Below are 20298 nucleotides of genomic sequence, written 5' to 3'. Positions count from 1 at the left end.
AGCGCCTTGAGACGCAGCCAGCAACAGGGGCTTATAGCCCCAGAGAAAACCACCCGTTCGACGGGTGGTTTTTATTGCCGTAAGTCGTCTGATTGGACGCACACAACCTAGTCTTGGTATACTTAATTTACACCAAGAAGGAGGGATAGTTATGGCAGATTTTGATGCAATGAAGGACAAAGTCGTCGGCAAGGTGAAAGAAACCGCCGGCAAGGCTACCGGCAACGAAAAGCTGGAGGCCAAGGGTAAGGCGCAAGGACTGAAGGGCGAGGCCAAAGACAAAATTGACGACGCCAAGCGCAAGGCAAAAGATACCACTGACGACCTCACCGAGAAGGCTGCGGATAAGTTTAACGATACCGTTGACGCCTACAAGGACAACCATTAGCAAACCGAAAGCCGGGCCTGAAAAAGGCCCGGCTTTTTGGTGGTCAGATGCGCGAGATCCCTTTGCGGGAAAGGTGGAACGGCGCGACACTGCCCGCGGTCAGCCGCCGCTGCAGCTGGGGGAAAAAGTCCGTCTGGCGCGTTTCGGCCAGGCACACCAGCGCCGGGCCGTTGGCGGAGACAAAGGTGGTGAAGCCGCCGGCCGCCCGCACGGCGCGGGCCACCATTTCGGCGTGTGGGAAATAGTCTTCGGTGACCTGCTCGCGCAGCGGAAAGTGCTGATCCAGCCAGTCGCCGTCTGCGCTCATCATTGCATTCATCACTGCCTGCGCGGTGGCCGAAGTTTTGGCGGGCTCTGGTGGCACAGGGGTGTCTACGACTTTGTCAGGGAGGTAGATGGCGCCTTGCACCAGCTCGGTGCCGAAGTTCAACACGTTTTTCGGGCCGTTAAACACCAGACAGCCGCCGTATAGCGTGGCCTCAATTGCGGCACGGTTGGGCTCAAAAAAGTCGGCCACCTCGAGCTTGCGACTGAGCGGCACCGGTTTGTCGCCCAGCGTCGCCGCCAGCTCGATTCCCAGCATGGTTGCCGCCAACGATGCCCCTAGACCAACGCCGGTTTTCACAGTGGTGTGCAGGGTGAGGTCGTGCGGTACCAGCAGCGGGTCGACGGTTTCGGCGACGCTGATGATCAGATTGGTTTGATCGGTTGGAAGAAGGTCATCGTTGCTGGTAATGTGCCACTCGAAACTTTCGTTGCCGATGTCCAGCGCGACGCCGCGATCGATCGCCAGTGCGAGATCAGGCTGAATGCGTGATGTGATCGTTCCCGGTACCCAGATTGCCATGGCCAAGCCCCCAAGTGAATTAGATACAAATAAGTATATCTAATTGTATTCTCATATACCAGTATTTTCGACTGTTTTCCGAAAATGGTATACTGGGAAAATACGGAGGTCACAATGGTTAAATTAGTGTTGATCCGCCACGGCGAAAGTGCCGCCAATTTTTCGAACACATACACCGGCTGGTCGGATGTCCCGCTGACTGCGCTGGGCGTTCAGCAGGCTCGGACGGCCGGTCAGGCGCTGGCCAAACTCGCCCTGCCGTTCGGCCACGTCCACACGTCGGTGCTGAAGCGGGCCATTCAAACCGCGTACCTGGTCCAGGAGGAAATCGACCAGAACTGGCTGCCGATCACCAAGTCCTGGCGGCTCAATGAACGGCATTACGGGGCGCTGCGCGGGCTGAACAAGGACAAGACCCGCGAGCTGTTCGGCAAGGCGCAGGTGGCCAGCTGGCGGCGGAGCTTTTCCAACCGGCCGCCGCTGCTCGCCCAGCCGCGGCGCAGTCGGGCTTACCAGAATTTTCCGGTGACGATCATTCCGCGCGGCGAAAGCCTGCAGGACGCCGAGCGCCGATTAATTCCATACTGGCTGGATGAAATTGCGCCCCGGTTGCTGGCGGGGAAAAACCAGCTGGTGGTCGCCCATGGGTCGACGCTGCGAGCCTTGATCAAGTACCTGGAGCAAATCTCAGACGCTGGGATCGATCAGGTCGAGGTCGCAAACGCGCAGCCGATCGTGTACACCATGGATGAACGGCTCGGCATTGTCAGCAAGGACATTTTGCCGGTTTAAGCGATTTTGAGGTAAAGAAAAGCTGCAAGCACGCGATGTGCTTGCAGCTTTTTGATGGCTAAGGCTTACTTGGAAGCCAGCGCACCCATTGGATCCCATGGCTTCAGGACGGTTGGGTTATCGTATTCAGCCTTGATTGTCGTCTGCTCGTCGGCGGACAAATACTTCTTGTTCACGACGACTTGGTAAACAAATTCGGAGAACCACTCATCGGAAGCGACAAAGTAGCCATTTTGGCCGGCCTTTTCGCCCCAGGAGTTTTCGACCTTCCACTTGGTTGGCTTGCCGTCAACGATGTCAACGCCAGTCAGGACCATCGCGTGGGTCATCAAGCTTTCGCCGTAGTCCAGGCGCTCTGCTTTGGTCATGTCAAAGCTCGTGTTGAACAGGGCGTTCTTGTCGTACAGCTTTGGATCCATGATACCAAGTTTGCTATCGGAAGACTTGCCGACATCAGAGCCGAACCAGACTGTTTCGCCGGCTTCAAGCTGTTTGATGGCCAGCCGCTTCATCTCTTCAGAGGTGACGTTAAAGTGACGCACTTCACGGCCGCCGACCACATTGCCGAGCATCTCGACGGTGTACAGGTGGTTAAACGGCTTGTCGGCAGTCGGGCCATTGATCAGGGACTGGTAAGCGTCGGTGTCCCAGCCAACGTACTTGGCGAAGAAGGCCTTCGGGGTCAAGTCGCGGTCGATGTGGTAGTTCTTGTCATCGTCGCGGTACTCGAAATCGAACTTGGTCGGCGGCACGCCCAGCGTGTAAGCCAGGATCCGGTAGTCTTCGGACAACATCTTGTCCTTGGCTGATTCGATGTCGGCCTCTGAAGCTTTATCTGCAACCAGCTTGCGAAGGGTGACAGCGTCTTTGCGCAGCTTCAGGTTGAGCACCGAATTCATTTCGTTGGACTTGCTGGAGGAGTACGTTTCAGGCATCACAGACTTCGGCACGATCCCGTACTTGTCGATGAGGGCCGTCAGCATGTCCCACTGGCCGCCATCGCCTTGAGGGTTGGCCATCAGCCAGGCCACCTTGCGTGAATCGATGTCTTGATCTGCGGTCTTGATGACATTTTCATAGAAGTAGTTGGATTTTTCGAACTTGTCCCAGAAGAATGTGTAATTCTGGGAAAGTTCGAAGTCCTTGATCTTAAACTGCTTTTGAATGCTGTGGCGCATGGTGTTCAGCGCGGCAAACATCCAGCAGCGGCCGGACTGCTTCTGGTCGGCAACCTTGCCGGTGCTCAAATCGATGGAGAAGGTCTGAGTCATCGTGGTTTGGCTTTCAGTGTTCTCGGCACTCTTCAGCACCCCATTGTTCATGACCGCCTTTTGAATCGCGGCGGAAGCGGGGGCCTTTTCGAGATCCTGTTGGTACTTTGCGAGGTCTTCAGCAGTAACTGCCTTTGACATATGCACTTCACTCCTTTTTCATTAGAAAATGATGAAATATTAACAGACTTCCACATTTTAGCATAACCACCTCACAGATTGAACCCGTGGGGCCAAGAAAAAACCGACCACCGCGGTGGCCGGTCCAGATCTATTCGCTTGGAGTGGGCCGAAGCACGTCTGCGTACTCAGGCTTGGTGTCAAATTCGTGGCGGGCAAAGGTGCAAAGGGGCTCAATTTGTTTGCCGGTTGCGCGCGCTTCGTCGACGACCGCGCGGACCAGTTTGCCGGCAATGCCCTGGCCGCGCAGCACGGGATCGACAAAGGTGTGGTCGATGACCAGGTTTTGGCCGTCATCAATGGCCTGATAGGTGACTTCAGCGATCAGCTTACCAGTTTCGTCATTCATGAAATAGCGGCCTGGTTCGTGTTCAAAAGCCATGTTGTCACTCCTCTCGTCTTCGCTTAATTATAGCAATTCGTTAGGATTAAGCCAAGAAACCGCTTTAACGTCGGCGGCTAACGCCCAAGGTGTTATGATAAGAACACGTTCAACAAAATGGAGGTTACTATGCGCACGCGAGGATTTGAGATTGTTTCCGCCTATCGAAATGCCGGCGTCAAGCTGCCCGAGCGGCAGACCAAAAACGCGGCGGGCTACGATTTTTTTGCCCGGGAAGACTTTGTCCTGAAAAGCATCTGGCGGTATGACTTCATTCGCCTGTTCCGGCTGATCAAAAACGAACACCCCCTGACTGACGGCGACCTGCAGCGCGCCAGCAAGATCCTGAAGCCCTTGCTGGTGCCGACTGGCGTCAAGGCCTACATGCAGCCCAATGAAGTGCTGGTGTTGGCCAACCGCTCCAGCAACCCGCTCAAGCGCGGCTTGGTGATTCCCAACGGCATCGGCGTGATCGACGCGGACTACTACGGGAATCCGGCTAACGAAGGCGAAATTTTTATCCAGATGGTGAATTTTTCCCCGCGCGACGTCGTGATCGAACAAGGCGAGCGGATTGGTCAGGGCATCTTCATGCCGTACCTGCTGGCGGATGGAGACAACGGCACCGGTGCCAAGCGGACCGCGGGATTCGGTTCGACCGGGCGTTAAAGCACAGAAAGAAGGCGGCCTATGGCCAAAACCAAAACGCAATACGTGTGCCAGAACTGCGGTTACATCTCGGCCACGTTTCTCGGCCGCTGCCCGAACTGCGGGGCCTGGAACTCTTTAGTGGAAGAAACCCAAAGCGCGGCCCCGGCCAAGGCGACGCCGGCCCCGCGCCACACCAGCGCTGGCGGCCAGGTCAAGCCGATGCTGATGAGCAAGGTCTCCATGGAGCGCGAGCCGCGCACCTCGACGGACCTTGGCGAGCTTGACCGGGTCCTCGGCGGCGGCATCGTGCCCGGGTCATTGATCCTGATTGGTGGCGATCCCGGCATCGGCAAGTCCACGCTGCTGACGCAGGTCTCCGGCCGCCTTGCCAGCAAGGGCGCCAAAGTGCTGTACGTGTCAGGGGAGGAAAGCGCCGCCCAAATCAAAATGAGGGCGACCCGGCTGGGCGTCGGCGATTCCGGCATGTACCTGTACCCGGAAACCGACATGCCGAGTATTTCCCAGGCAATAGACGACATGCACCCGGATTACGTCGTCATCGACTCAGTGCAGACCATGAACGTGCCGGAAATGAGCTCGGCGGTCGGGTCGGTCAGCCAGATCCGCGAGGTGACGGCCGAGCTGATGAAGATTGCCAAGACGGAGCAGATCACGATTTTCATTGTTGGCCATGTCACCAAGGAAGGCGCCATCGCCGGCCCAAAGATTCTCGAACACATGGTGGACACCGTCTTGTACTTTGAAGGGGACATGCACCACACGTACCGGATGATTCGCTCGGTCAAGAACCGTTATGGCTCGACCAACGAGATTGGCATTTTCGAAATGCACCAGGACGGCCTGGCAGAGGTGGCCAACCCGTCGGAATTATTCTTGGACGAGCGGCTGCCAAACGCCACCGGCTCTGCGGTGGTCGTGTCGATGGAAGGAACCCGCCCGATATTGGTCGAAATCCAGGCGTTGATGACGCCCACCATGTACGGCAACGCCAAGCGGACAAGCAGTGGCCTTGACCACAACCGCGTGTCGTTGATCATTGCGGTGCTGGAAAAGCGAGCCAACCTGATGCTGCAAAACCAGGACGCTTACCTGAAGGCGACCGGTGGGGTCCGGCTGGACGAACCGGCTATCGACTTGGCCATGGCGATGGCAATCGCCAGCTCGTACCGCGACTCGGAGATTTCCCCGACCGATTGTTTTGTCGGCGAGATTGGGCTGACCGGCGAAGTGCGCCGGGTTAATCGGATCGAGGACCGAATCAAGGAAGCAGCCAAACTCGGGTTCAAACGGATTTTTATTCCAAAGAATAATCTGCAGGGGCTGCCGGCACGTGATAAAATTAAAGTGATTGGCGTGGCCAGCGTGTCCGAAGCGCTGGACCGAGTCTTTGTAAAATAACTTGGAAAGGAGGAACGAGATGAAAAAACGTGTAATCAACATTTTGTTTGCGTTAATTGGGATCGGCGTTGGGGCAAGCGTTATGCCGCTATTTTGGGCGCTGTTAAAGCTCGACCAAACCACGTGGCTGAACAACGTCATCGTCGACAGCCTGATCGGCATTGTGGTTTTCTTGATGCTTTCGGAACTGCTTTCCGGCTGGATCATCCGCAAGCTTGACCAGGTCGAAAAGGCCATGAACGCAAAGTCACCATCGTTCCTGTTGTTTGGCAGTTTGGGTACCATCATTGGCCTCGTGTTTGCAGCCATTATTTCGATTTTCTTTTCCAGACTTCCTGGGCCTTTAGGCACTATTCTGCCGCTGATTTTGATGCTGGTGTTCGGCTACTTCGGGTTCCGCATCGGCACCACGCGCCGCGAGGAGTGGCGTCGCCTGTTTGGGGTGCGCAACCGGGATAAAAAGCCAGAGGACGGCGGCCAGTCAGTGCTGGATCGCAAGGCTGGCGAAAACTTCCACAAATACAAGCTGCTGGACACGTCAGTCATTATTGACGGCCGAGTGCAGGCAATCGCCAAGACCGGTTTTCTGGAAGGTACGCTCCTAGTCCCGACCTTTGTGGTCCATGAGCTGCAGCTGATTTCTGACTCGGCAGACGCCTTGAAGCGCGGCCGCGGGCGGCGCGGCCTGGATATCATTAACTCGATGAAAGAGGACCCGGAAATCAACGTCGAAATGTACGACGGCGACTTCGAGGACATGACCGAGGTCGACTCCAAGCTCCTGAAGCTGGCGAAAATGCTGGACGGGGTGGTCGTCACCAACGACTTCAACCTGAACAAGGTCGCCCAGTTTCAGAACGTGCCGGTGTTCAACATTAACGAGCTGGCCAACGCCTTGAAGCCGGACCTGATCCCTGGCGAAGGCATGACCGTCACCGTCATCAAGTCTGGGACCGAGCGTCAGCAAGGGGTCGCGTACCTCGAGGACGGCACGATGGTCGTGGTTGAAGACGGCCAGTACTTCATGAACAAGCCGCTGGAGGTCATCGTGACGTCTGCGATTCAAACTGCCGCGGGCCGCATGATTTTCGCTAAACCGGCGCATCAGCAGCAGTCACTTAAAGCCGAGGATGAAAAGCACGAGCAAAAGCCGACTAGCAAGCCTGGTAAAGCCAAAAAGTAACCGGAAAGTCCGCTGAAAACGCGGGCTTTTTATTTTGGAGAAATGAAAGGCCAAGCGCCTTGTGGTACACTAGCAATGCATGTTCTGGGCGCAAACCCGGGACGGGTACACGACACACAAAAAATGGAGGCATCATATTTTGTCAGATCGACCAATTCGGGTGCGTTACGCACCAAGTCCAACCGGCCACTTGCACATCGGCAACGCCCGCACGGCGCTGTTCAACTACCTGTTTGCCCGTCACTACAACGGGACGATGGTGCTGCGGATCGAAGACACCGACACCAAGCGCAACATTGCAGATGGTGAAAAAAGCCAGATCGATAACCTGCACTGGCTCGGGATCGACTGGGATGAAGGCCCTGACAAGGGCGGCGACTTTGGCCCGTACCGCCAGTCTGAACGCAAGGACATTTATCACAAGTACATCCAAGAACTGGTGGCCAAAGGGGACGCTTACGAGTCCTACAAGACTGAAGAAGAGCTGCAGGCCGACCGCGACGCGCAAAAGGCTGCCCACGAAGCCCCGCATTATGTCTACGAGTATGAGGGCCTGACTGAAGACCAGAAGCAGGCCAAGATCGCCGAGGCCAAGGCCAAGGGGCTGAAACCGGTCATTCGCTTCCACATTCCAGCCGATCACACGTATGAGTGGAACGACATCGTTAAAGGCGACATCTCCATTGATGGCAACACCATCGGCGGCGACTTCGTCATTGAAAAAGCCGACGGGATGCCGACTTACAACTTTGCCGTGGTCATCGATGATCACCTGATGCAGATTTCCCACGTCCTGCGCGGGGATGACCACATCGCCAATACCCCAAAGCAAATGGCGATTTACGAGGCCTTTGGCTGGGAGCCGCCGGTCTTCGGTCACATGACCCTGATCATCAACGGGGCCACGGGCAAGAAGCTGTCTAAGCGCGACGAGTCCGTGCTGCAGTTCATCGAGCAGTACAAGGAGCTCGGCTATCTGCCAGACGCGATGTTTAACTTCATCACGCTGCTGGGCTGGTCCCCGAAGGGCGAAGACGAGATTTTCACCCGCAAGGAGTTCATCAAGCTCTTTGACGAAACGCGCCTGAGCAAGTCACCGGCGCGCTTTGACCAAAAGAAGCTCGAATGGGTCAACAACCAGTACATCAAAAAAACCGATCCCAACGAGCTGACCGCGCTGGCCGTGGACAACCTGATCGAGGCCGGCCGGATTGCCAAGGATCCGGATCCCTCGACCATTGAGTGGGCCCGCCAGCTGATTTCCCTGTACATCCCGCAAATGAGCTACACTGGGCAGATCAGCGACTTGGCCACCATCTTCTTCGAACAGCCGAAGGACTTGGATGAAACCGACATGAAGGAGCTGGCCGACGACAATGCGCTGACTGTGCTCAAGCTCACGCAAGAGAAGCTGCGCGCTTTGCCGACCTTCTCTGCATACTACATCAACCAGGCCGTTTACCAGGTGCGGCTTGAGACCGGCGTGAAGGGCCGCAAGTTGTACATGCCAGTTCGCATTGCTACCACGCGCGAGATGCACGGGCCGCAACTGGCTGAGACCATCGAGTTGATGGGCCGCGAGAAAGTTCTCGCCAACATGGATTACGTCATCAACGCGCTGGAAAAATAGTTTTTGCTTGGCCGCTTGCCTATCGGTGAGCGGTTTTTGCGTGCAACCACGAAATCTGTCAGGTGTACAGGGCTGCTTTTCACGGGTAAAATGGTTGGATACGAACAGGGGGATGGACCATGGCAGCGGCAACTCCGCAAAGCATTCTAAAAGAAAAATTCGGCTACGACGACTTTCGGCCTGGGCAAGACCAGGCGATCCAGCGCGTGCTGAATCACGAAAACACGCTGGTGATCATGCCAACCGGTGGTGGCAAGTCGCTGTGTTACCAGATTCCGGCGCTGCTGCAGGCCGGGCTGACGGTCGTGGTGTCGCCGCTCATCGCGCTGATGAAGGACCAAGTCGACGCGCTGAACGCCAACGGGATCCCGGCGACCTACATCAACTCAACTGTTGATTCCCGCGAGGCCGAGCACCGGCTGGACCTGTCGGCCCGCGGCGAGTACAAGCTGCTGTATGTCGCGCCTGAGCGGCTAGAGCTCGGCGGCTTTTTGCAGGAGCTGGGTGATTTGCGCATCGACCTGCTGGCGGTTGACGAGGCGCACTGCATTTCGCAGTGGGGCCACGATTTTCGTCCCAGTTACCTGGAGCTGACACGCATTGCCCGGGAGCTGCCATCGCACCCAACGGTGATCGCGCTGACTGCGACGGCGACCACCCGGGTGGCCGACGACATTGGCCAGCGCCTCAGCATTCCGCAGGCCGGTTTCATCAATACCGGGTTTGCCCGGCCCAACCTCAGCTTTCAGGTAGTCAAGGGCCAGGATAAGGACGCTTACCTGCTCGACTATCTGAAGTTAAACCAGGATCAAAGCGGCATCGTGTACTGCGCCACCCGCAAAGAAGTCGAGCGGCTGTTTGGGCTGCTTGACCGCCACGGGGTTAGCGTGGCCAAGTACCACGCAGGAATGCCGGAAGTTGAGCGCAATGCCAACCAGGAGGACTTTCTGTTTGACCGCAAGCTGGTGATGGTCGCGACCAATGCGTTTGGGATGGGCATCGACAAGAGCAATGTGCGCTTTGTGATCCACGCGCAGGTGCCGGGCGACCTGGAATCCTATTATCAGGAAGCCGGCCGGGCAGGGCGTGACGGGCTCGATTCCGAGGCCATCCTGCTGTATGCGCCGAACGACTTGGGCATCCGCCGCTTTTTCATCGATCAAAGCGACGGTGATGAGGACTACAAGCAAAACGAGTATCGCAAGTTGCAGGTGATGAACCAATACGCCAATACGGGCGACTGCCTGCAGCAGTTCATTCTGCGGTACTTCGGGCAAACCTCCGAACCGTGCGGGCGCTGCTCAAACTGCCTGGACACGCGCGAGGCGGTGGACGTCACCGAGTCCGCACAGAAGGTCTTGTCCTGCGTGGTGCGGCTGCATGGCCGTTTTGGCAAGGGCATGGTTGCCGATGTGCTGGCCGGGTCCAACAATCAGCGCATCCGCCAGTTTGGCTTTGCGGAATTGTCCACTTACGGGCTGATGGCGAGTATGCGCAAGAAGGACATCAGCAGCTTTATCGATTTTCTGACCGCCGGCGGCTACCTGGAAGCGCAAGGCGGGCAGTACCCGACATTGGGCGTCACCCAGCTGGGCGCGGACGTGCTGCGCGGGGCGGCTAAGGTCTCACGCAAGCAGGCCGTCAAAGCTCACGCCAGCGTGGCGGTGGATGACGAGCTGTTCCAGAAGCTGCGCTCACTGCGCTATGAGCTCGCACAAAAGCAAAACGTGCCGCCTTACGTCATTTTCTCCGACGACACGCTGCGCCAACTGGCGCTATTGCAGCCGCAAGACGAGGCGCAAATGCTCAACGTCAAAGGCGTGGGCGAGGCCAAACTGAAAAAGTACGGCAAAGTCTTCCTGCAGGCGCTGGCGGCAAGCTAGTAACCCCAGACGTTATCGCGTAGAATAAAGAAGGCTGCGAAGGCAAGCGAGTTTAGCGAGTGGGCTAGCCTAGGTCAGCGGTTTGTCTGTAAGGCAGGCGAACCGCTGACCGTTGCTAGAACAGCTCGCGTTGCTTGCCTGAGCGCAACTAAGAAGGCTGCGAGGGCAAGCGGGTGAGCTAGCAGAGCTTGCCTTGGCACATCTAAGAAAGGGGCCATTTTATGCTTCAGCTATACAACACATTGACGCGGCAAAAAGAGCCGTTTAAGCCGCTCGTCCCTGGGGAAATCAAGATGTACGTCTGTGGCCCCACGGTGTACAACTACATTCATATCGGCAACGCCAGAAGCGCAATTGCGTTCGATACGATTCGTCGGTACTTTGAATATCGCGGCTACAAGGTGGATTACGTCTCGAACTTCACCGATGTTGACGACAAAATCATCAATGCGGCACACGAAACCGGCGAGGAGCCGCTAGCGCTTGCTCAGCGCTTCATTGACGCGTACATGGAAGACACAGCCAAGTTGAACATTGAGCCAGCCACGGCGCACCCGCGCGCCAGTGAAATGATCCCGGAGATCATCACGTTTGTCGCTGATCTGATCAAAAAGGGCTACGCCTACGAGGCCGATGGCGACGTATACTACCGCGCCCGCAAGTTTGCCCATTACGGCGAGTTATCAAACAAGAACGTTGACGAGCTAGAGCAAGGCGCTTCGCAGCACGTGGCCGACGCCGAAACCGCCCGCAAGGAGGATCCAATTGATTTTGCCTTGTGGAAAGCGGCAAAACCCGGTGAGATCTCCTGGGACTCCCCATGGGGCGCCGGGCGGCCCGGTTGGCACATTGAGTGCTCAGTCATGTCCACGACACTTCTGGGCAAGACCATTGATATTCACGGCGGCGGCCAGGACCTGGAATTTCCCCACCACGAAAACGAGATCGCCCAAAGCGAGGCCGAAACCGGTCAGAAGTTTGTCAACTACTGGCTGCACAACGGCTTTGTCACCATCGGCGAAGACGACGAGAAAATGAGCAAGTCGCTGGGCAACTTCATCACGGTGCACGACATTGTGAAGACGGTTGACCCGCAGGTGCTGCGCTTTTTGATGGCATCGACCCAGTATCGCCGGCCGATTCGCTACTCCGAGGCCGGCCTGAAGGAAGCTGGGCGCAACTTGGAACGCCTCAAGATCGCCCGCGACGCCATCAGCTACCGGCTTAAAGACGCGGCTGCTGGCACCGATTCGGCACTAGAGGCCAAGCTGGATGCGCTGGAGGCTGATTTTCTTGCCGCCATGGACGATGACATCAACGTGCAAAATGGTCTTGCCGTCGTGTACGAGCTGGCCAAGCTGATGAATGAAACCGCCGCTGCGCCGACTGTGGCGGCTGCGACCCTGCAGCGCATGCTGACCAAGCAGGCCGCTTGGCTTGTCATTTTTGGCGTGACCTTCAAGGAAGAACTGCTGGACGCCGACGTCGAGGCGTTGATCGCCGCCCGCAACGCCGCGCGCGCCGCCAAGGATTTTGCCAAAAGCGACCAGATCCGTGATGAGCTGCAGGCACAGGGGATTGTACTGGAAGATACCGCACAAGGAACGAGGTGGCGCCGCAAATGAGCGCAGATGCAAAACAATTGAACGGGATCGCCTTAGCTTACCTGGGAGATGCCGTGTGGGAAGTCTACGTGCGCCAGCATCTGCTGGACCGCGGTTTAGTGCGGCCGAACCAGCTGCAAAAGGCGGCCAAGTCGTTTGTGTCGGCGAAGGCCCAGGCAAAGCTGATTGACGGCATGGAGCGCCAATCGCTGCTGTCTGAGACCGAATGGGACTACTACAAGCGCGGCCGCAACGCCAAAAGTTACACCCACGCCAAGCACACCGATGTGGTGACTTACCGCATTTCGACCGGCTTTGAGGCGCTGTTCGGCTACCTGAAGCTGACGGACCAGGATGAGCGGATCGAGCAGCTGGCGCTTTGGGGCATTGATTACGTAGAAGAAGGAGGCACTGGCCATGGCCAAATCAAACCCGCGGAAAAATGATCCGCGCCGCGACCAACCGACGGATGAGACGCACCAGGACGAGTTTGTCTTCGGCCGCCACGCCGTTGAAGAAGCCCTGCGCGAAGGGTCGAACAAAACGATCAACAAGCTATTCGTGCAAAAGGATCTCAACTCCGATCCCGTGCGGGTGATTGTTGACAAGGCGAAAAAGCAAAAAATCCTCGTTTCGCAGGTGCCCAAGGTCAAGCTGGACCTGCTGACAGACGGCGGCAATCACCAAGGTGTGATGGTCGCCATGGCCCCGTATGCCTATGTGACCATTGATGACCTGTTTGACCACGCAGCCGGCCATGATCCGTTTTTCGTGATCCTCGATAATCTGGAGGATCCGCAAAACCTAGGCTCGATCTTGCGCACGGCCGACGCGGTCGGGGTCGACGGCATCATTATCCCCAAGCACCGCGCAGTCGGCCTGACCAGCACGGTCGCGAAGGTCTCGACTGGTGCGATCGAGCATGTTCCAGTCGCCCGGGTTACCAACCTGGCGCAGACCATCAAAACGCTCAAGGAGCGGGGGCTGTGGATCTTCGGCACCGCGATGGACGGCCAGGACTTTCGCCAGTGGAACGCCAAGGGTAAGGTCGCCTTGGTCATCGGCAACGAAGGCAAGGGCATCAGCCCCGGTCTGGCGAAGCTGATGGACGCGACCTTGACCATTCCGATGGTGGGTCATGTGCAGAGCCTGAACGCCTCGGTGGCGGCCGGGATCTTGATGTATCAAGGCTTCACCAGCCGCGGAGGCAAGTAGATGCGCCGGCACCTGCTGCTCGTGGACGGTTACAACGTGATCGGCAACTGGCCTGAGCTGGCCAAGCTTAAGGCCACCGGTCACTTTGCCGCCGCCCGGGACCGGCTGCTGGACATTCTGGCGGAATACCGCGCCCACGAAAATGCGGACATGATTGTGGTGTTTGACGCGATGTACGTGCCTGGCATCGGCGAGAACTACTCGAAATGGAACCTCAAAGTGGTGTTCACCCAGCAGGATGAAACCGCCGATTCCTATATCGAGCGGCTGGCTAACGACCTAAACGGGCCGTTGGTGCAGCTGTCTGTCGTGACCTCCGATCAGGCGGAGCAATGGACGGTGTTTTCTCGCGGGGCGCTGCGAATCTCGTCGCGCGAGTTTTATCAGGAGATTAAACGGTCAGAGCGCGAATTCAATCATTCCACGGATCCGTTTATCATGCGTGAGCCCAAGCGTAACCAAATCTGGAGCAAAGACCAGTTGAAAAAACTCGACCACGCCCGGCGCAAACTGACGCGCCGTGAGGCCGAGGACAAAAAGAATGGACACAAGTAAAAATGACGGCGCCTCGCAATCGCGAGGCGCCGTCATTTTGCTTCAATTTTGCGGGCGTTATTTCAGTAGCGCGTCTTTGACCTGAATCTTCTTTTTGATCAGGCCTTGTTCATAAAAGACATCGGCAATCTTCTGCTGCTCCTGGACGATGGCGTCGGTGACCGGCGTCATGGAGTAGGTGCGGCGCTCCACGTCAAGCTTGATGATTGCCTTGGAGAGCTTGAGCGTTTTGCTCAGCATATTGATCAGCTGGGTGTGGTGGGTGCGGGCCCAGGTCATATCTTGCCCCATGTACTTGATCAAGTCCTTCGAGATGGCCGTGTGCTTGGTGGCATAACTGCGCGTTGACACCACAAAGTCGCGGTTTTTCGCCAGGCCCTTGGCGTTGGTCAAAAGCTTGGCGTTTTGCTGGACCTGCGCGGTGGCGGTGTAGGGATCCCAGGTGACCCAGGCGTCGACACTGCCCTTGGCAAAGGCCACTGAGGCCGCGCCTTGATCCATGTTGACGAGCTTGACGTCGTTCAGCGACAGGCCGGCTTTGGCCAGGGTCTGGATGATGGCAAACTGAGCGGCTGTTCCCTTGGCGTAGGCGATACGCTTGCCCTTGAGATCAGCCAGTGAATTGATGCCGCTGTTCTTCTTGACCAGGACCCCGGTGCCGTACTCCTTGGATGCTCCAGCGCCGATGTAGACGAGGTCAAGCCCGTTGGCCTGGTTGACAACCGGCGGCGTGTCACCAAGGCGCGCGTAGTTGATGTTGCCGGACTTCAAGGCGGTCATCAGGGCGGCGCCATCTTGGAATTCTTTGAAGACGACCTGGTAGCCAGCCTTCTTCATTTTTTTGACCAGCTGGCCATGCTGGCGCGAAATGTCTGCCGGATCAGCCTTTTGATAGCCGATCACCACGCGCGTGAGCTGGTTCTTCTCGCTGCTGCTGGGCCGGGTCTGCGTGTAGCCGTAGCCGGCGATGGCCAGCCACGCCGCCAGCAGGACCAGCAGGACGCTGAGTTTGAGGCGTTTAGATTTCATGTTGTCCCTCCGCGATCCATTGCTTCAGCTGTGGGCGCAGGACCTTGCCGGTTTGGTTGCGGGGAAAATCGTCTAGGAAAATGACCCGCGTCGGGGCCTCAAACTTGGCCAAGTGAGTGCGCCCGTATTCAAGCAGAGCCTTGCGCTGAGCGTCTTCATTGGCGCCAGGCGTGGTGGAGACCACGACTGCGGTCACTTCTTCGCCGTAAAGCTTGTCCGGGGTCCCGATGACGCAGAGCTGGGCGATGAAGTCCAGTTCATCGAGGACGTTTTCGACATGTGCAGGAGCGACTTTTTCACCACCGTGGGAAATGATTTCCTTGGTGCGGCCCTTGACGAACAGGTAACCATCTTCGTCGAACTCACCCAGATCACCGGTCAAGAACCAGCCGCCTGTGAATGAGTCCGGGTGCGGATCAAGGTAAGCATCGATGACGTGATCACCGCGAATCGCGATTTCGCCCACCGTGCCCGGAGCGGCAGAAAAGCTGCCATCGGCGTGGTGGATCGCGACGTCGGTGCCGACCGGCTTGCCGGCTGAGCCAATTTTCGGCGCGTCAAACGGGTTGATGGTGCACTGACTGGAGGCCTCGGTCATGCCGTAGCCCTCAATAATGCGCGTGTTGAAGCGGTTTTGGAACTCCACCAGCTGATCTTCAGGCAGCGCGAACGAGGAGCAGCGCACAAATTCGAGCTTCACCTGGTCTTTCAGCTTCTGGTAGGCCGCGTTAGCCTTGTCGTTGAGCAGCAAAATCGAGATCATGGTCGGTACGACCGCCGTCCAGGTCACGCCGTCCTGGGCCATCCAGCCCCAGTAACGCGAGGCAGAAAATTTAGGGACGACGACAATTTTGGCATCGGCGTAACGCATCGCCAGGCCGACCATCACCTGTGAGTTGATGTGAAACAGCGGCATGGTGATCAACGCCACGGAATGATTGCTCATCCGGTTGCTTGGCGCGTCGTGGCTCGCGGCGTTGTACACAATACGCTGCGACAGGCCGACGCGCTTCGGCTTGCCGGTGGTGCCGGAAGTCGACATGATCAGGGCGATGTCTTCCTCACTTGGCGCACTGTGGTCCGGTTCGTCCTGCAGTTCCGCGGGCAGGGTGATCAGCACTAAGCTGGGAAAAGTCAGCAGCGACAGCGCCGTTTTGCGATAGCGCGCGCCGTGCAGCTGCTCGGCCATGGCCGGTTCAACGAGCATGGCCTGATAGTCGTGGCTGGTTTGGTCGGCCACCAGCTCAGACACTGGGGTGGTCGGTGACAAAGGGTGCACGGCGATGCCTTGTTGCCAGGCGGCTTGATCGATGGTGAAATAAGCAGCCGAGTTGGCCAGCGATACGGTCAGCACGTCGCCGCGGCCCAGGCCGGCAGCCAGCCAGGCCTGCTGCAGTGTTTGAACATCCTGATCCAAGTCCGCACCGGTGAACCAGCGGGCTAAGGAGAGGTCCTTCAGGATTGGGTCCTTGGCATGGCGCTGAGTTTGCTGTGCGAGTAAGTCATTGACACGAGTCATTTTGCGATTGCTCCTTTAGGTTTGCGATTCTTTTTCAAAATGTGCCACTGCGGCCGGCCAATCAGGATACCAAACGGCGGCACCTTGTAGAAGAACCAGGCCAGGGCGAAGGAAATGCCCAGCACCAGCGCGTAGCCGACCGGGATCAAGACCAGATACCCCCAATCAGGGAGGTGTAGGAACGGCATCAAATAACCCAGGATCGTCAGGCCAATGGTTTGATCCAGATAGATCCCAAAGGAGACTTTTGAGCCATTTTTGACGAAGGTTTCAACGCCCTTGGGAATGCCATGCCTGCGCCAGTCCGCATACTTCAACCCGATGAAGAACACCGTTAAGATCATGAAGGTGTCGTAAACAAACATGTAGGGTTGGTGCGGTGACACGGCATAGCTGTGTGCAAACCCCAGCACGTTGCGATTCCAGAAGTAGTACGGCACCGTGCCAAAGGACATGGCGATGGTGATGCCGATGACCCAGCGGTGCCACTTGCGCAGCCACGCGAGTACGGCGTTGTAGTGCAGGGAGACATACGTCCCGAAGATGAAGTAGAACTGATACGTGAAAACGTTGATGCCATAGGAGGCAATCCACCATGGCAGGTTTGAGCGGTCCATGAACTGGTAGCGGTACTTGATGAAGGTGACGATGGCCAGCTGCAGCAGTGCTGAAACGGCGAGAATCGCGTTGTGGTTTTTGACCTTCTTAAACAGCAGCACCATGAAGGGGAACAGGACATATAACTGCAAGGTAACCACAATGTAGTACAGATAGAACTGGTCGCCGTGCAGAATGGCTGAGGTCAATGTCGGCCAGAAGGTCTGCCAGGTAAATGGCGGCAGACCGAGCAGACAGCTGGCGACCAGCAGGATGATGTTCCACAGCAGGTATGGCCAGCCGGAGCCGGCGAAACGTTTTTTAAAAAACGTTGGCCAGTCGTTGCGGTGGTAGTAGTTGAGCGTCAGCACGAGCCCCGTGATGAACATGAAGCCCATTCGCGTGAAGTGGATCAGCAAGTGGGTCGCAAGCAGCGACATGTGCGCCCAGCCGTTCGCATCGGTCATCGCGTGGGTAAAGGCGGTCGTCGTGTGGTTGAGCAAGACCCCGAAGATGAAAATGATGCGCATGATATCAACTTCGTACAGGTATTTGCGTTTTTTCTTAGGGGCCGTTTCAGCCAAGCCGTTCACCTTCCTTTGCCTCGTCTGTCTCATCGTCGGGGGCCAGAATCACCCTGAGCACTTTGTCGGCCACGCGGGCCACGGTTTCCGGACTTTCACCCTTGGCGCCGGGCGTTTCGAACACGGCACGACCGTTTTTGACCACGATGACGCGGTTGGCCATACGGGCCGCCTCGTCAACGTCATGGGTGATGAGCAGGGTGGTCAAGTGACTGGCGTCGCAGATTTTGGTGATGAAACTCTGCATGTTGCGGCGCGTCAGGGCGTCCAAGGCGCCAAGCGGTTCGTCGAGCAGCAGCAGCTCCGGATCCGCCATCAGTGCACGGGCCAGCGCCAGGCGCTGCTTTTGGCCACCGGACAGTTCGGTGGGGTAGGTCTCTTCAAAGCCAGCCAAGCCGACCGCTGCGAGCGTTTTTTTCGCCCGGACCTGGACTTTGGCGTCATGGGCCGCGAATGACACGTTGTTCAGCGTGGTCATCCAGGGCAGCAGGCGGCCATCCTGAAACATCACGCGGGTCACCAGATTTGCGTCGGCGTACTCGATGGTGCCTGCGGTCGGCTGCTCAAGTTGGGCGATCAGGCGCAGCAGTGTACTTTTGCCGCCGCCGGACATCCCGACCAAGGCGACAAACTCGCCGGGTTGCAGGTCGAAAGACACGTCGCGCAGCGCATGATTATCGCCGTATTGTTTGTAAATGTGAGAAAGTTTGACGACGGCCTTAGTCATTTGCCGCACCGCCTTTCGTTTGCCAGTCCAGGCACAGATCTTCCAGCGCCTTGGCGATCAGATCCGAGACTTTGCCCAGCAGCGCGTAAATCACGATGCAGAGCAGGACGGTTTCCATGTCCATGAATTCCTGGGCGTTGCTGGCCATGTAGCCAATGCCTGAGTTAGACGAAATGGTTTCCGCCACGATCAATGTCGTCCACATCACCCCTAAGGCGTACCGCACCCCAACGAGGATGGTCGGCAGGGCCCCAGGAAAAATGATTTTGGTGAACAGCTGACGTTTGGTCAACCCGTACGACTTGCCCATTTCGATTAGGTTGGGATCGACGCTGGAAATGCCGTGGAAGGTGTTGATGTAAATCGGGAACATGACGCCGATGGTGACCAGCGAGATTTTGGCTGTTTCCCCGATGCCCAGCAGAATGATGACAAGTGGGATCAAGGACAGATGAGGAATGTTGCGCAGCATCTGGATGGTGGAATCAAACAGCAGCCGGCTGATCTTGGACAAGCCATTGGCGAGGCCCAAAACAAAGCCGGCCAGGCCCCCAATCACAAAGCCGGTGGTGGCGCGGTAAAGCGAGATGCTGATGTTTTTCGGCAGCTCGCCGGTTTGCCAGAGGCGTACACCGTCTTGCACCACCGCGAGCGGCGAAGGCAGGAGCTTGGAGTTGACCCAACCCGCCGTTGCGGCCAGCTGCCAGATCAAAATCAGGATGACTGGAATCAACCACGGCAGCAAATTATGCCAGTTAACATGAAAAGACCGCGGTTTTCCCGCGGACGACTCGGACGTTTTGTCCATGAGTGTATCCCCCTTAAGCCTGATGAAACAAGGCTACCGATGAAACTTGAATATTATGTGAAAATATTAAGAGTTAGCTAAGTAGGCACTGATAAAAATCATTTTAAGCCTTCCCAAAATGAATGTAAATGCTTTGGGCACGGCGTTTTAACAGCTGCCAGCCGGGTTAAGAAATAATGCCTTGTTCCCGTCTCGCGATGGCGCCGCGTGAAAACCTAGCCTGACGCCCTGTGTGGCTGGTCGCACTGGGACCTTATCGCAGGGGTCATGTAAAAATTGAAAATGTTTTTGTGAAATGCGCTCGCAAACTTGGCTAATTCAACCAGTAAAGTCTGTTGTGATGGGGCCCACAATTGCGCAACATTTTCTCACAATCTTTGCCAAACGCCTGTTTTATAGGCAATCAGTTAACGCCTTGATACAATGAAACCGCTTTTAAAAAATCAGGGGGAGGCGTCGATATGACACCTGAGGAGTTGGAAATGATCCGCGGTGCCGCCACGGATTCGGAAATGTTTAAGCAAGTCTTCGATCAGTACAAACCGATGGTGCTGCGGATCATCACGGCTTATTACATTCGCGATTACACCCGTGACGACTGGCTGCAAGAAGCCAGAATTGCGATGCTCAAGGCGATCTCGCATTACGACGGGACAGCCGGCTCGAAGTTTGGCCCGTTTTACCGGATGGTGCTGCTGTCACACATTCATTCGCTGCTGCGCAAGCATTTAGCCCAGAAGCGGTCGGCAGACACGAACGCCATGGTCATGGCCAATCCCGGGGCGATTTTGCCGCCCAGTTTTGCCTCTGGGCAGCGCATCGAAGATAACTTGGTCCTGCGCTCTCAGCTGGGCGAGTACGTGGCGCAGCTGAGTCCACTGGAGCGGCGCGGCCTGCAGATGGTGCTGGAAAATTCCGATGCGGCCACCAGACGCGCTTATCGGCGAGCCATCGAACGCAGTAAGCTGAAGTTGACCCAATATTTCTCGGCCCAGATGAACTGACACAAAAACACCCCTTCACGGCGATCTTAC

The 20298-nt window shown here is 56.9% G+C and carries 20 protein-coding genes; 12 read left to right on the top strand and 8 right to left on the bottom strand.

All coding sequences use genetic code 11. The annotated features are described in order from the left end of the window. Window positions 1-151 precede the first annotated feature (151 nt). Entirely contained in the window at window positions 152-388 is a 237-nt protein-coding gene (locus tag JUF21_RS09500; RefSeq protein ID WP_125755869.1) for a CsbD family protein, read from the top strand. A 43-nt stretch (window positions 389-431) separates the two neighbouring features. On the opposite strand, the gene JUF21_RS09495 is transcribed toward JUF21_RS09500, so the two are convergent. Continuing rightward, window positions 432-1235 carry a hypothetical protein gene (locus JUF21_RS09495; RefSeq protein WP_203623814.1) on the bottom strand — a complete coding sequence of 268 codons (804 nt, stop codon included), beginning with the start codon at window positions 1233-1235 and terminating at the stop codon, window positions 432-434. Window positions 1236-1349: 114 nt separating this feature from the next. Here JUF21_RS09495 and JUF21_RS09490 point away from each other — a divergent pair, with 114 nt between their 5' ends. Further along, the gene (locus JUF21_RS09490) at window positions 1350-2027 is read left to right on the top strand and encodes a 2,3-diphosphoglycerate-dependent phosphoglycerate mutase (protein WP_203664231.1); all 678 of its coding nucleotides are present in this window, start codon (window positions 1350-1352) and stop codon (window positions 2025-2027) included. A 65-nt stretch (window positions 2028-2092) separates the two neighbouring features. Here the strand turns inward: JUF21_RS09490 and JUF21_RS09485 are convergent, their stop codons facing one another. Continuing rightward, the gene (locus tag JUF21_RS09485) at window positions 2093-3439 is read right to left on the bottom strand and encodes an aminopeptidase C (RefSeq protein ID WP_203623812.1); all 1347 of its coding nucleotides are present in this window, start codon (window positions 3437-3439) and stop codon (window positions 2093-2095) included. Window positions 3440-3569: 130 nt separating this feature from the next. Continuing rightward, window positions 3570-3860, bottom strand: coding sequence for a GNAT family N-acetyltransferase (locus JUF21_RS09480; protein ID WP_125755862.1), 291 nt, complete (start codon window positions 3858-3860; stop codon window positions 3570-3572). Window positions 3861-3989: 129 nt separating this feature from the next. Between JUF21_RS09480 and JUF21_RS09475 the strand changes: the two genes are divergently transcribed. The 9 genes from JUF21_RS09475 to JUF21_RS09435 all read left to right on the top strand — a co-directional run bounded on the left by JUF21_RS09475 (window position 3990) and on the right by JUF21_RS09435 (window position 14000). Further along, a complete protein-coding gene (locus JUF21_RS09475; RefSeq protein WP_125755860.1) occupies window positions 3990-4529 on the top strand; it encodes a dUTP diphosphatase in 540 nt (179 codons plus the stop codon). A gap of 21 nt (window positions 4530-4550) precedes the next feature. Continuing rightward, window positions 4551-5930, top strand: a complete 1380-nt coding sequence (gene radA / locus JUF21_RS09470) for a DNA repair protein RadA (RefSeq protein WP_203664229.1) — start codon at window positions 4551-4553, stop codon at window positions 5928-5930. 19 nt (window positions 5931-5949) lie between these two features. After that, window positions 5950-7113: a PIN/TRAM domain-containing protein gene (locus tag JUF21_RS09465; protein WP_203623810.1), complete on the top strand. Its 1164-nt coding sequence runs from the start codon at window positions 5950-5952 to the stop codon at window positions 7111-7113. Between the two features lie 139 nt (window positions 7114-7252). Further along, on the top strand, window positions 7253-8743 hold the full coding sequence (gltX, locus tag JUF21_RS09460; RefSeq protein WP_203623809.1) for a glutamate--tRNA ligase: 1491 nt from the start codon (window positions 7253-7255) through the stop codon (window positions 8741-8743). 119 nt (window positions 8744-8862) lie between these two features. Then, window positions 8863-10626 carry a DNA helicase RecQ gene (gene recQ / locus JUF21_RS09455; protein WP_203664221.1) on the top strand — a complete coding sequence of 588 codons (1764 nt, stop codon included), beginning with the start codon at window positions 8863-8865 and terminating at the stop codon, window positions 10624-10626. A 221-nt stretch (window positions 10627-10847) separates the two neighbouring features. Then, window positions 10848-12251 (top strand): cysteine--tRNA ligase, encoded by a 1404-nt coding sequence (cysS, locus tag JUF21_RS09450; RefSeq protein ID WP_203664219.1) that lies wholly within the window; start codon window positions 10848-10850, stop codon window positions 12249-12251. Beyond that, the gene (locus JUF21_RS09445; protein ID WP_203623806.1) at window positions 12248-12676 is read left to right on the top strand and encodes a Mini-ribonuclease 3; all 429 of its coding nucleotides are present in this window, start codon (window positions 12248-12250) and stop codon (window positions 12674-12676) included. The genes cysS and JUF21_RS09445 overlap by 4 nt, the downstream gene beginning before the upstream one ends. Beyond that, the gene (gene rlmB, locus JUF21_RS09440) at window positions 12648-13445 is read left to right on the top strand and encodes a 23S rRNA (guanosine(2251)-2'-O)-methyltransferase RlmB (RefSeq protein WP_203623805.1); all 798 of its coding nucleotides are present in this window, start codon (window positions 12648-12650) and stop codon (window positions 13443-13445) included. Before JUF21_RS09445 ends, rlmB begins: the two co-directional genes overlap by 29 nt. Beyond that, window positions 13446-14000: an NYN domain-containing protein gene (locus JUF21_RS09435; protein WP_203623804.1), complete on the top strand. Its 555-nt coding sequence runs from the start codon at window positions 13446-13448 to the stop codon at window positions 13998-14000. Between the two features lie 57 nt (window positions 14001-14057). Here the strand turns inward: JUF21_RS09435 and JUF21_RS09430 are convergent, their stop codons facing one another. From JUF21_RS09430 to JUF21_RS09410, 5 genes are read right to left on the bottom strand one after another with little or no spacing between them, the layout of a single operon-like run. Next, window positions 14058-15029 carry an aliphatic sulfonate ABC transporter substrate-binding protein gene (locus JUF21_RS09430; RefSeq protein ID WP_203623803.1) on the bottom strand — a complete coding sequence of 324 codons (972 nt, stop codon included), beginning with the start codon at window positions 15027-15029 and terminating at the stop codon, window positions 14058-14060. Next, window positions 15019-16548: an AMP-binding protein gene (locus JUF21_RS09425; protein ID WP_203623802.1), complete on the bottom strand. Its 1530-nt coding sequence runs from the start codon at window positions 16546-16548 to the stop codon at window positions 15019-15021. Before JUF21_RS09425 ends, JUF21_RS09430 begins: the two co-directional genes overlap by 11 nt. Beyond that, window positions 16545-17729, bottom strand: a complete 1185-nt coding sequence (locus JUF21_RS09420; RefSeq protein ID WP_239061359.1) for an acyltransferase — start codon at window positions 17727-17729, stop codon at window positions 16545-16547. Before JUF21_RS09420 ends, JUF21_RS09425 begins: the two co-directional genes overlap by 4 nt. Beyond that, window positions 17722-18456: an ABC transporter ATP-binding protein gene (locus JUF21_RS09415; RefSeq protein ID WP_203623800.1), complete on the bottom strand. Its 735-nt coding sequence runs from the start codon at window positions 18454-18456 to the stop codon at window positions 17722-17724. The genes JUF21_RS09420 and JUF21_RS09415 overlap by 8 nt, the downstream gene beginning before the upstream one ends. Further along, a complete protein-coding gene (locus JUF21_RS09410) occupies window positions 18449-19264 on the bottom strand; it encodes an ABC transporter permease subunit (protein WP_203664217.1) in 816 nt (271 codons plus the stop codon). Before JUF21_RS09410 ends, JUF21_RS09415 begins: the two co-directional genes overlap by 8 nt. 461 nt (window positions 19265-19725) lie before the next feature. Here JUF21_RS09410 and JUF21_RS09405 point away from each other — a divergent pair, with 461 nt between their 5' ends. Beyond that, complete coding sequence (locus tag JUF21_RS09405) at window positions 19726-20268, top strand: sigma-70 family RNA polymerase sigma factor (RefSeq protein ID WP_203623798.1); 543 nt, start codon at window positions 19726-19728, stop codon at window positions 20266-20268. The last annotated feature ends 30 nt before the right edge of the window (window positions 20269-20298 follow it).

Source organism: Lacticaseibacillus sp. 53-4 (assembly GCF_016861805.1).
Taxonomy (GTDB): domain Bacteria; phylum Bacillota; class Bacilli; order Lactobacillales; family Lactobacillaceae; genus Lacticaseibacillus.
Note: the sequence above shows the minus strand (reverse complement) of the source record. Positions and strands in the feature narration are given on the sequence as shown.

Excerpts from the sequence above, each read along its gene's own strand:
- JUF21_RS09500 (WP_125755869.1), top strand. The coding sequence starts at position 152 with ATGGCAGATTTTGATGCAATGAAGGACAAAGTCGTCGGCAAGGTGAAA.
- JUF21_RS09490 (WP_203664231.1), top strand. The coding sequence starts at position 1,350 with ATGGTTAAATTAGTGTTGATCCGCCACGGCGAAAGTGCCGCCAATTTT.
- JUF21_RS09495 (WP_203623814.1), bottom strand. The coding sequence starts at position 1,235 with ATGGCAATCTGGGTACCGGGAACGATCACATCACGCATTCAGCCTGAT.
- JUF21_RS09415 (WP_203623800.1), bottom strand. The coding sequence starts at position 18,456 with ATGACTAAGGCCGTCGTCAAACTTTCTCACATTTACAAACAATACGGC.
- JUF21_RS09445 (WP_203623806.1), top strand. The coding sequence starts at position 12,248 with ATGAGCGCAGATGCAAAACAATTGAACGGGATCGCCTTAGCTTACCTG.
- recQ (WP_203664221.1), top strand. The coding sequence starts at position 8,863 with ATGGCAGCGGCAACTCCGCAAAGCATTCTAAAAGAAAAATTCGGCTAC.
- JUF21_RS09435 (WP_203623804.1), top strand. The coding sequence starts at position 13,446 with ATGCGCCGGCACCTGCTGCTCGTGGACGGTTACAACGTGATCGGCAAC.
- JUF21_RS09425 (WP_203623802.1), bottom strand. The coding sequence starts at position 16,548 with ATGACTCGTGTCAATGACTTACTCGCACAGCAAACTCAGCGCCATGCC.
- radA (WP_203664229.1), top strand. The coding sequence starts at position 4,551 with ATGGCCAAAACCAAAACGCAATACGTGTGCCAGAACTGCGGTTACATC.
- JUF21_RS09480 (WP_125755862.1), bottom strand. The coding sequence starts at position 3,860 with ATGGCTTTTGAACACGAACCAGGCCGCTATTTCATGAATGACGAAACT.
- JUF21_RS09485 (WP_203623812.1), bottom strand. The coding sequence starts at position 3,439 with ATGTCAAAGGCAGTTACTGCTGAAGACCTCGCAAAGTACCAACAGGAT.
- JUF21_RS09410 (WP_203664217.1), bottom strand. The coding sequence starts at position 19,264 with ATGGACAAAACGTCCGAGTCGTCCGCGGGAAAACCGCGGTCTTTTCAT.
- JUF21_RS09405 (WP_203623798.1), top strand. The coding sequence starts at position 19,726 with ATGACACCTGAGGAGTTGGAAATGATCCGCGGTGCCGCCACGGATTCG.
- rlmB (WP_203623805.1), top strand. The coding sequence starts at position 12,648 with ATGGCCAAATCAAACCCGCGGAAAAATGATCCGCGCCGCGACCAACCG.
- cysS (WP_203664219.1), top strand. The coding sequence starts at position 10,848 with ATGCTTCAGCTATACAACACATTGACGCGGCAAAAAGAGCCGTTTAAG.
- JUF21_RS09465 (WP_203623810.1), top strand. The coding sequence starts at position 5,950 with ATGAAAAAACGTGTAATCAACATTTTGTTTGCGTTAATTGGGATCGGC.
- JUF21_RS09430 (WP_203623803.1), bottom strand. The coding sequence starts at position 15,029 with ATGAAATCTAAACGCCTCAAACTCAGCGTCCTGCTGGTCCTGCTGGCG.
- JUF21_RS09475 (WP_125755860.1), top strand. The coding sequence starts at position 3,990 with ATGCGCACGCGAGGATTTGAGATTGTTTCCGCCTATCGAAATGCCGGC.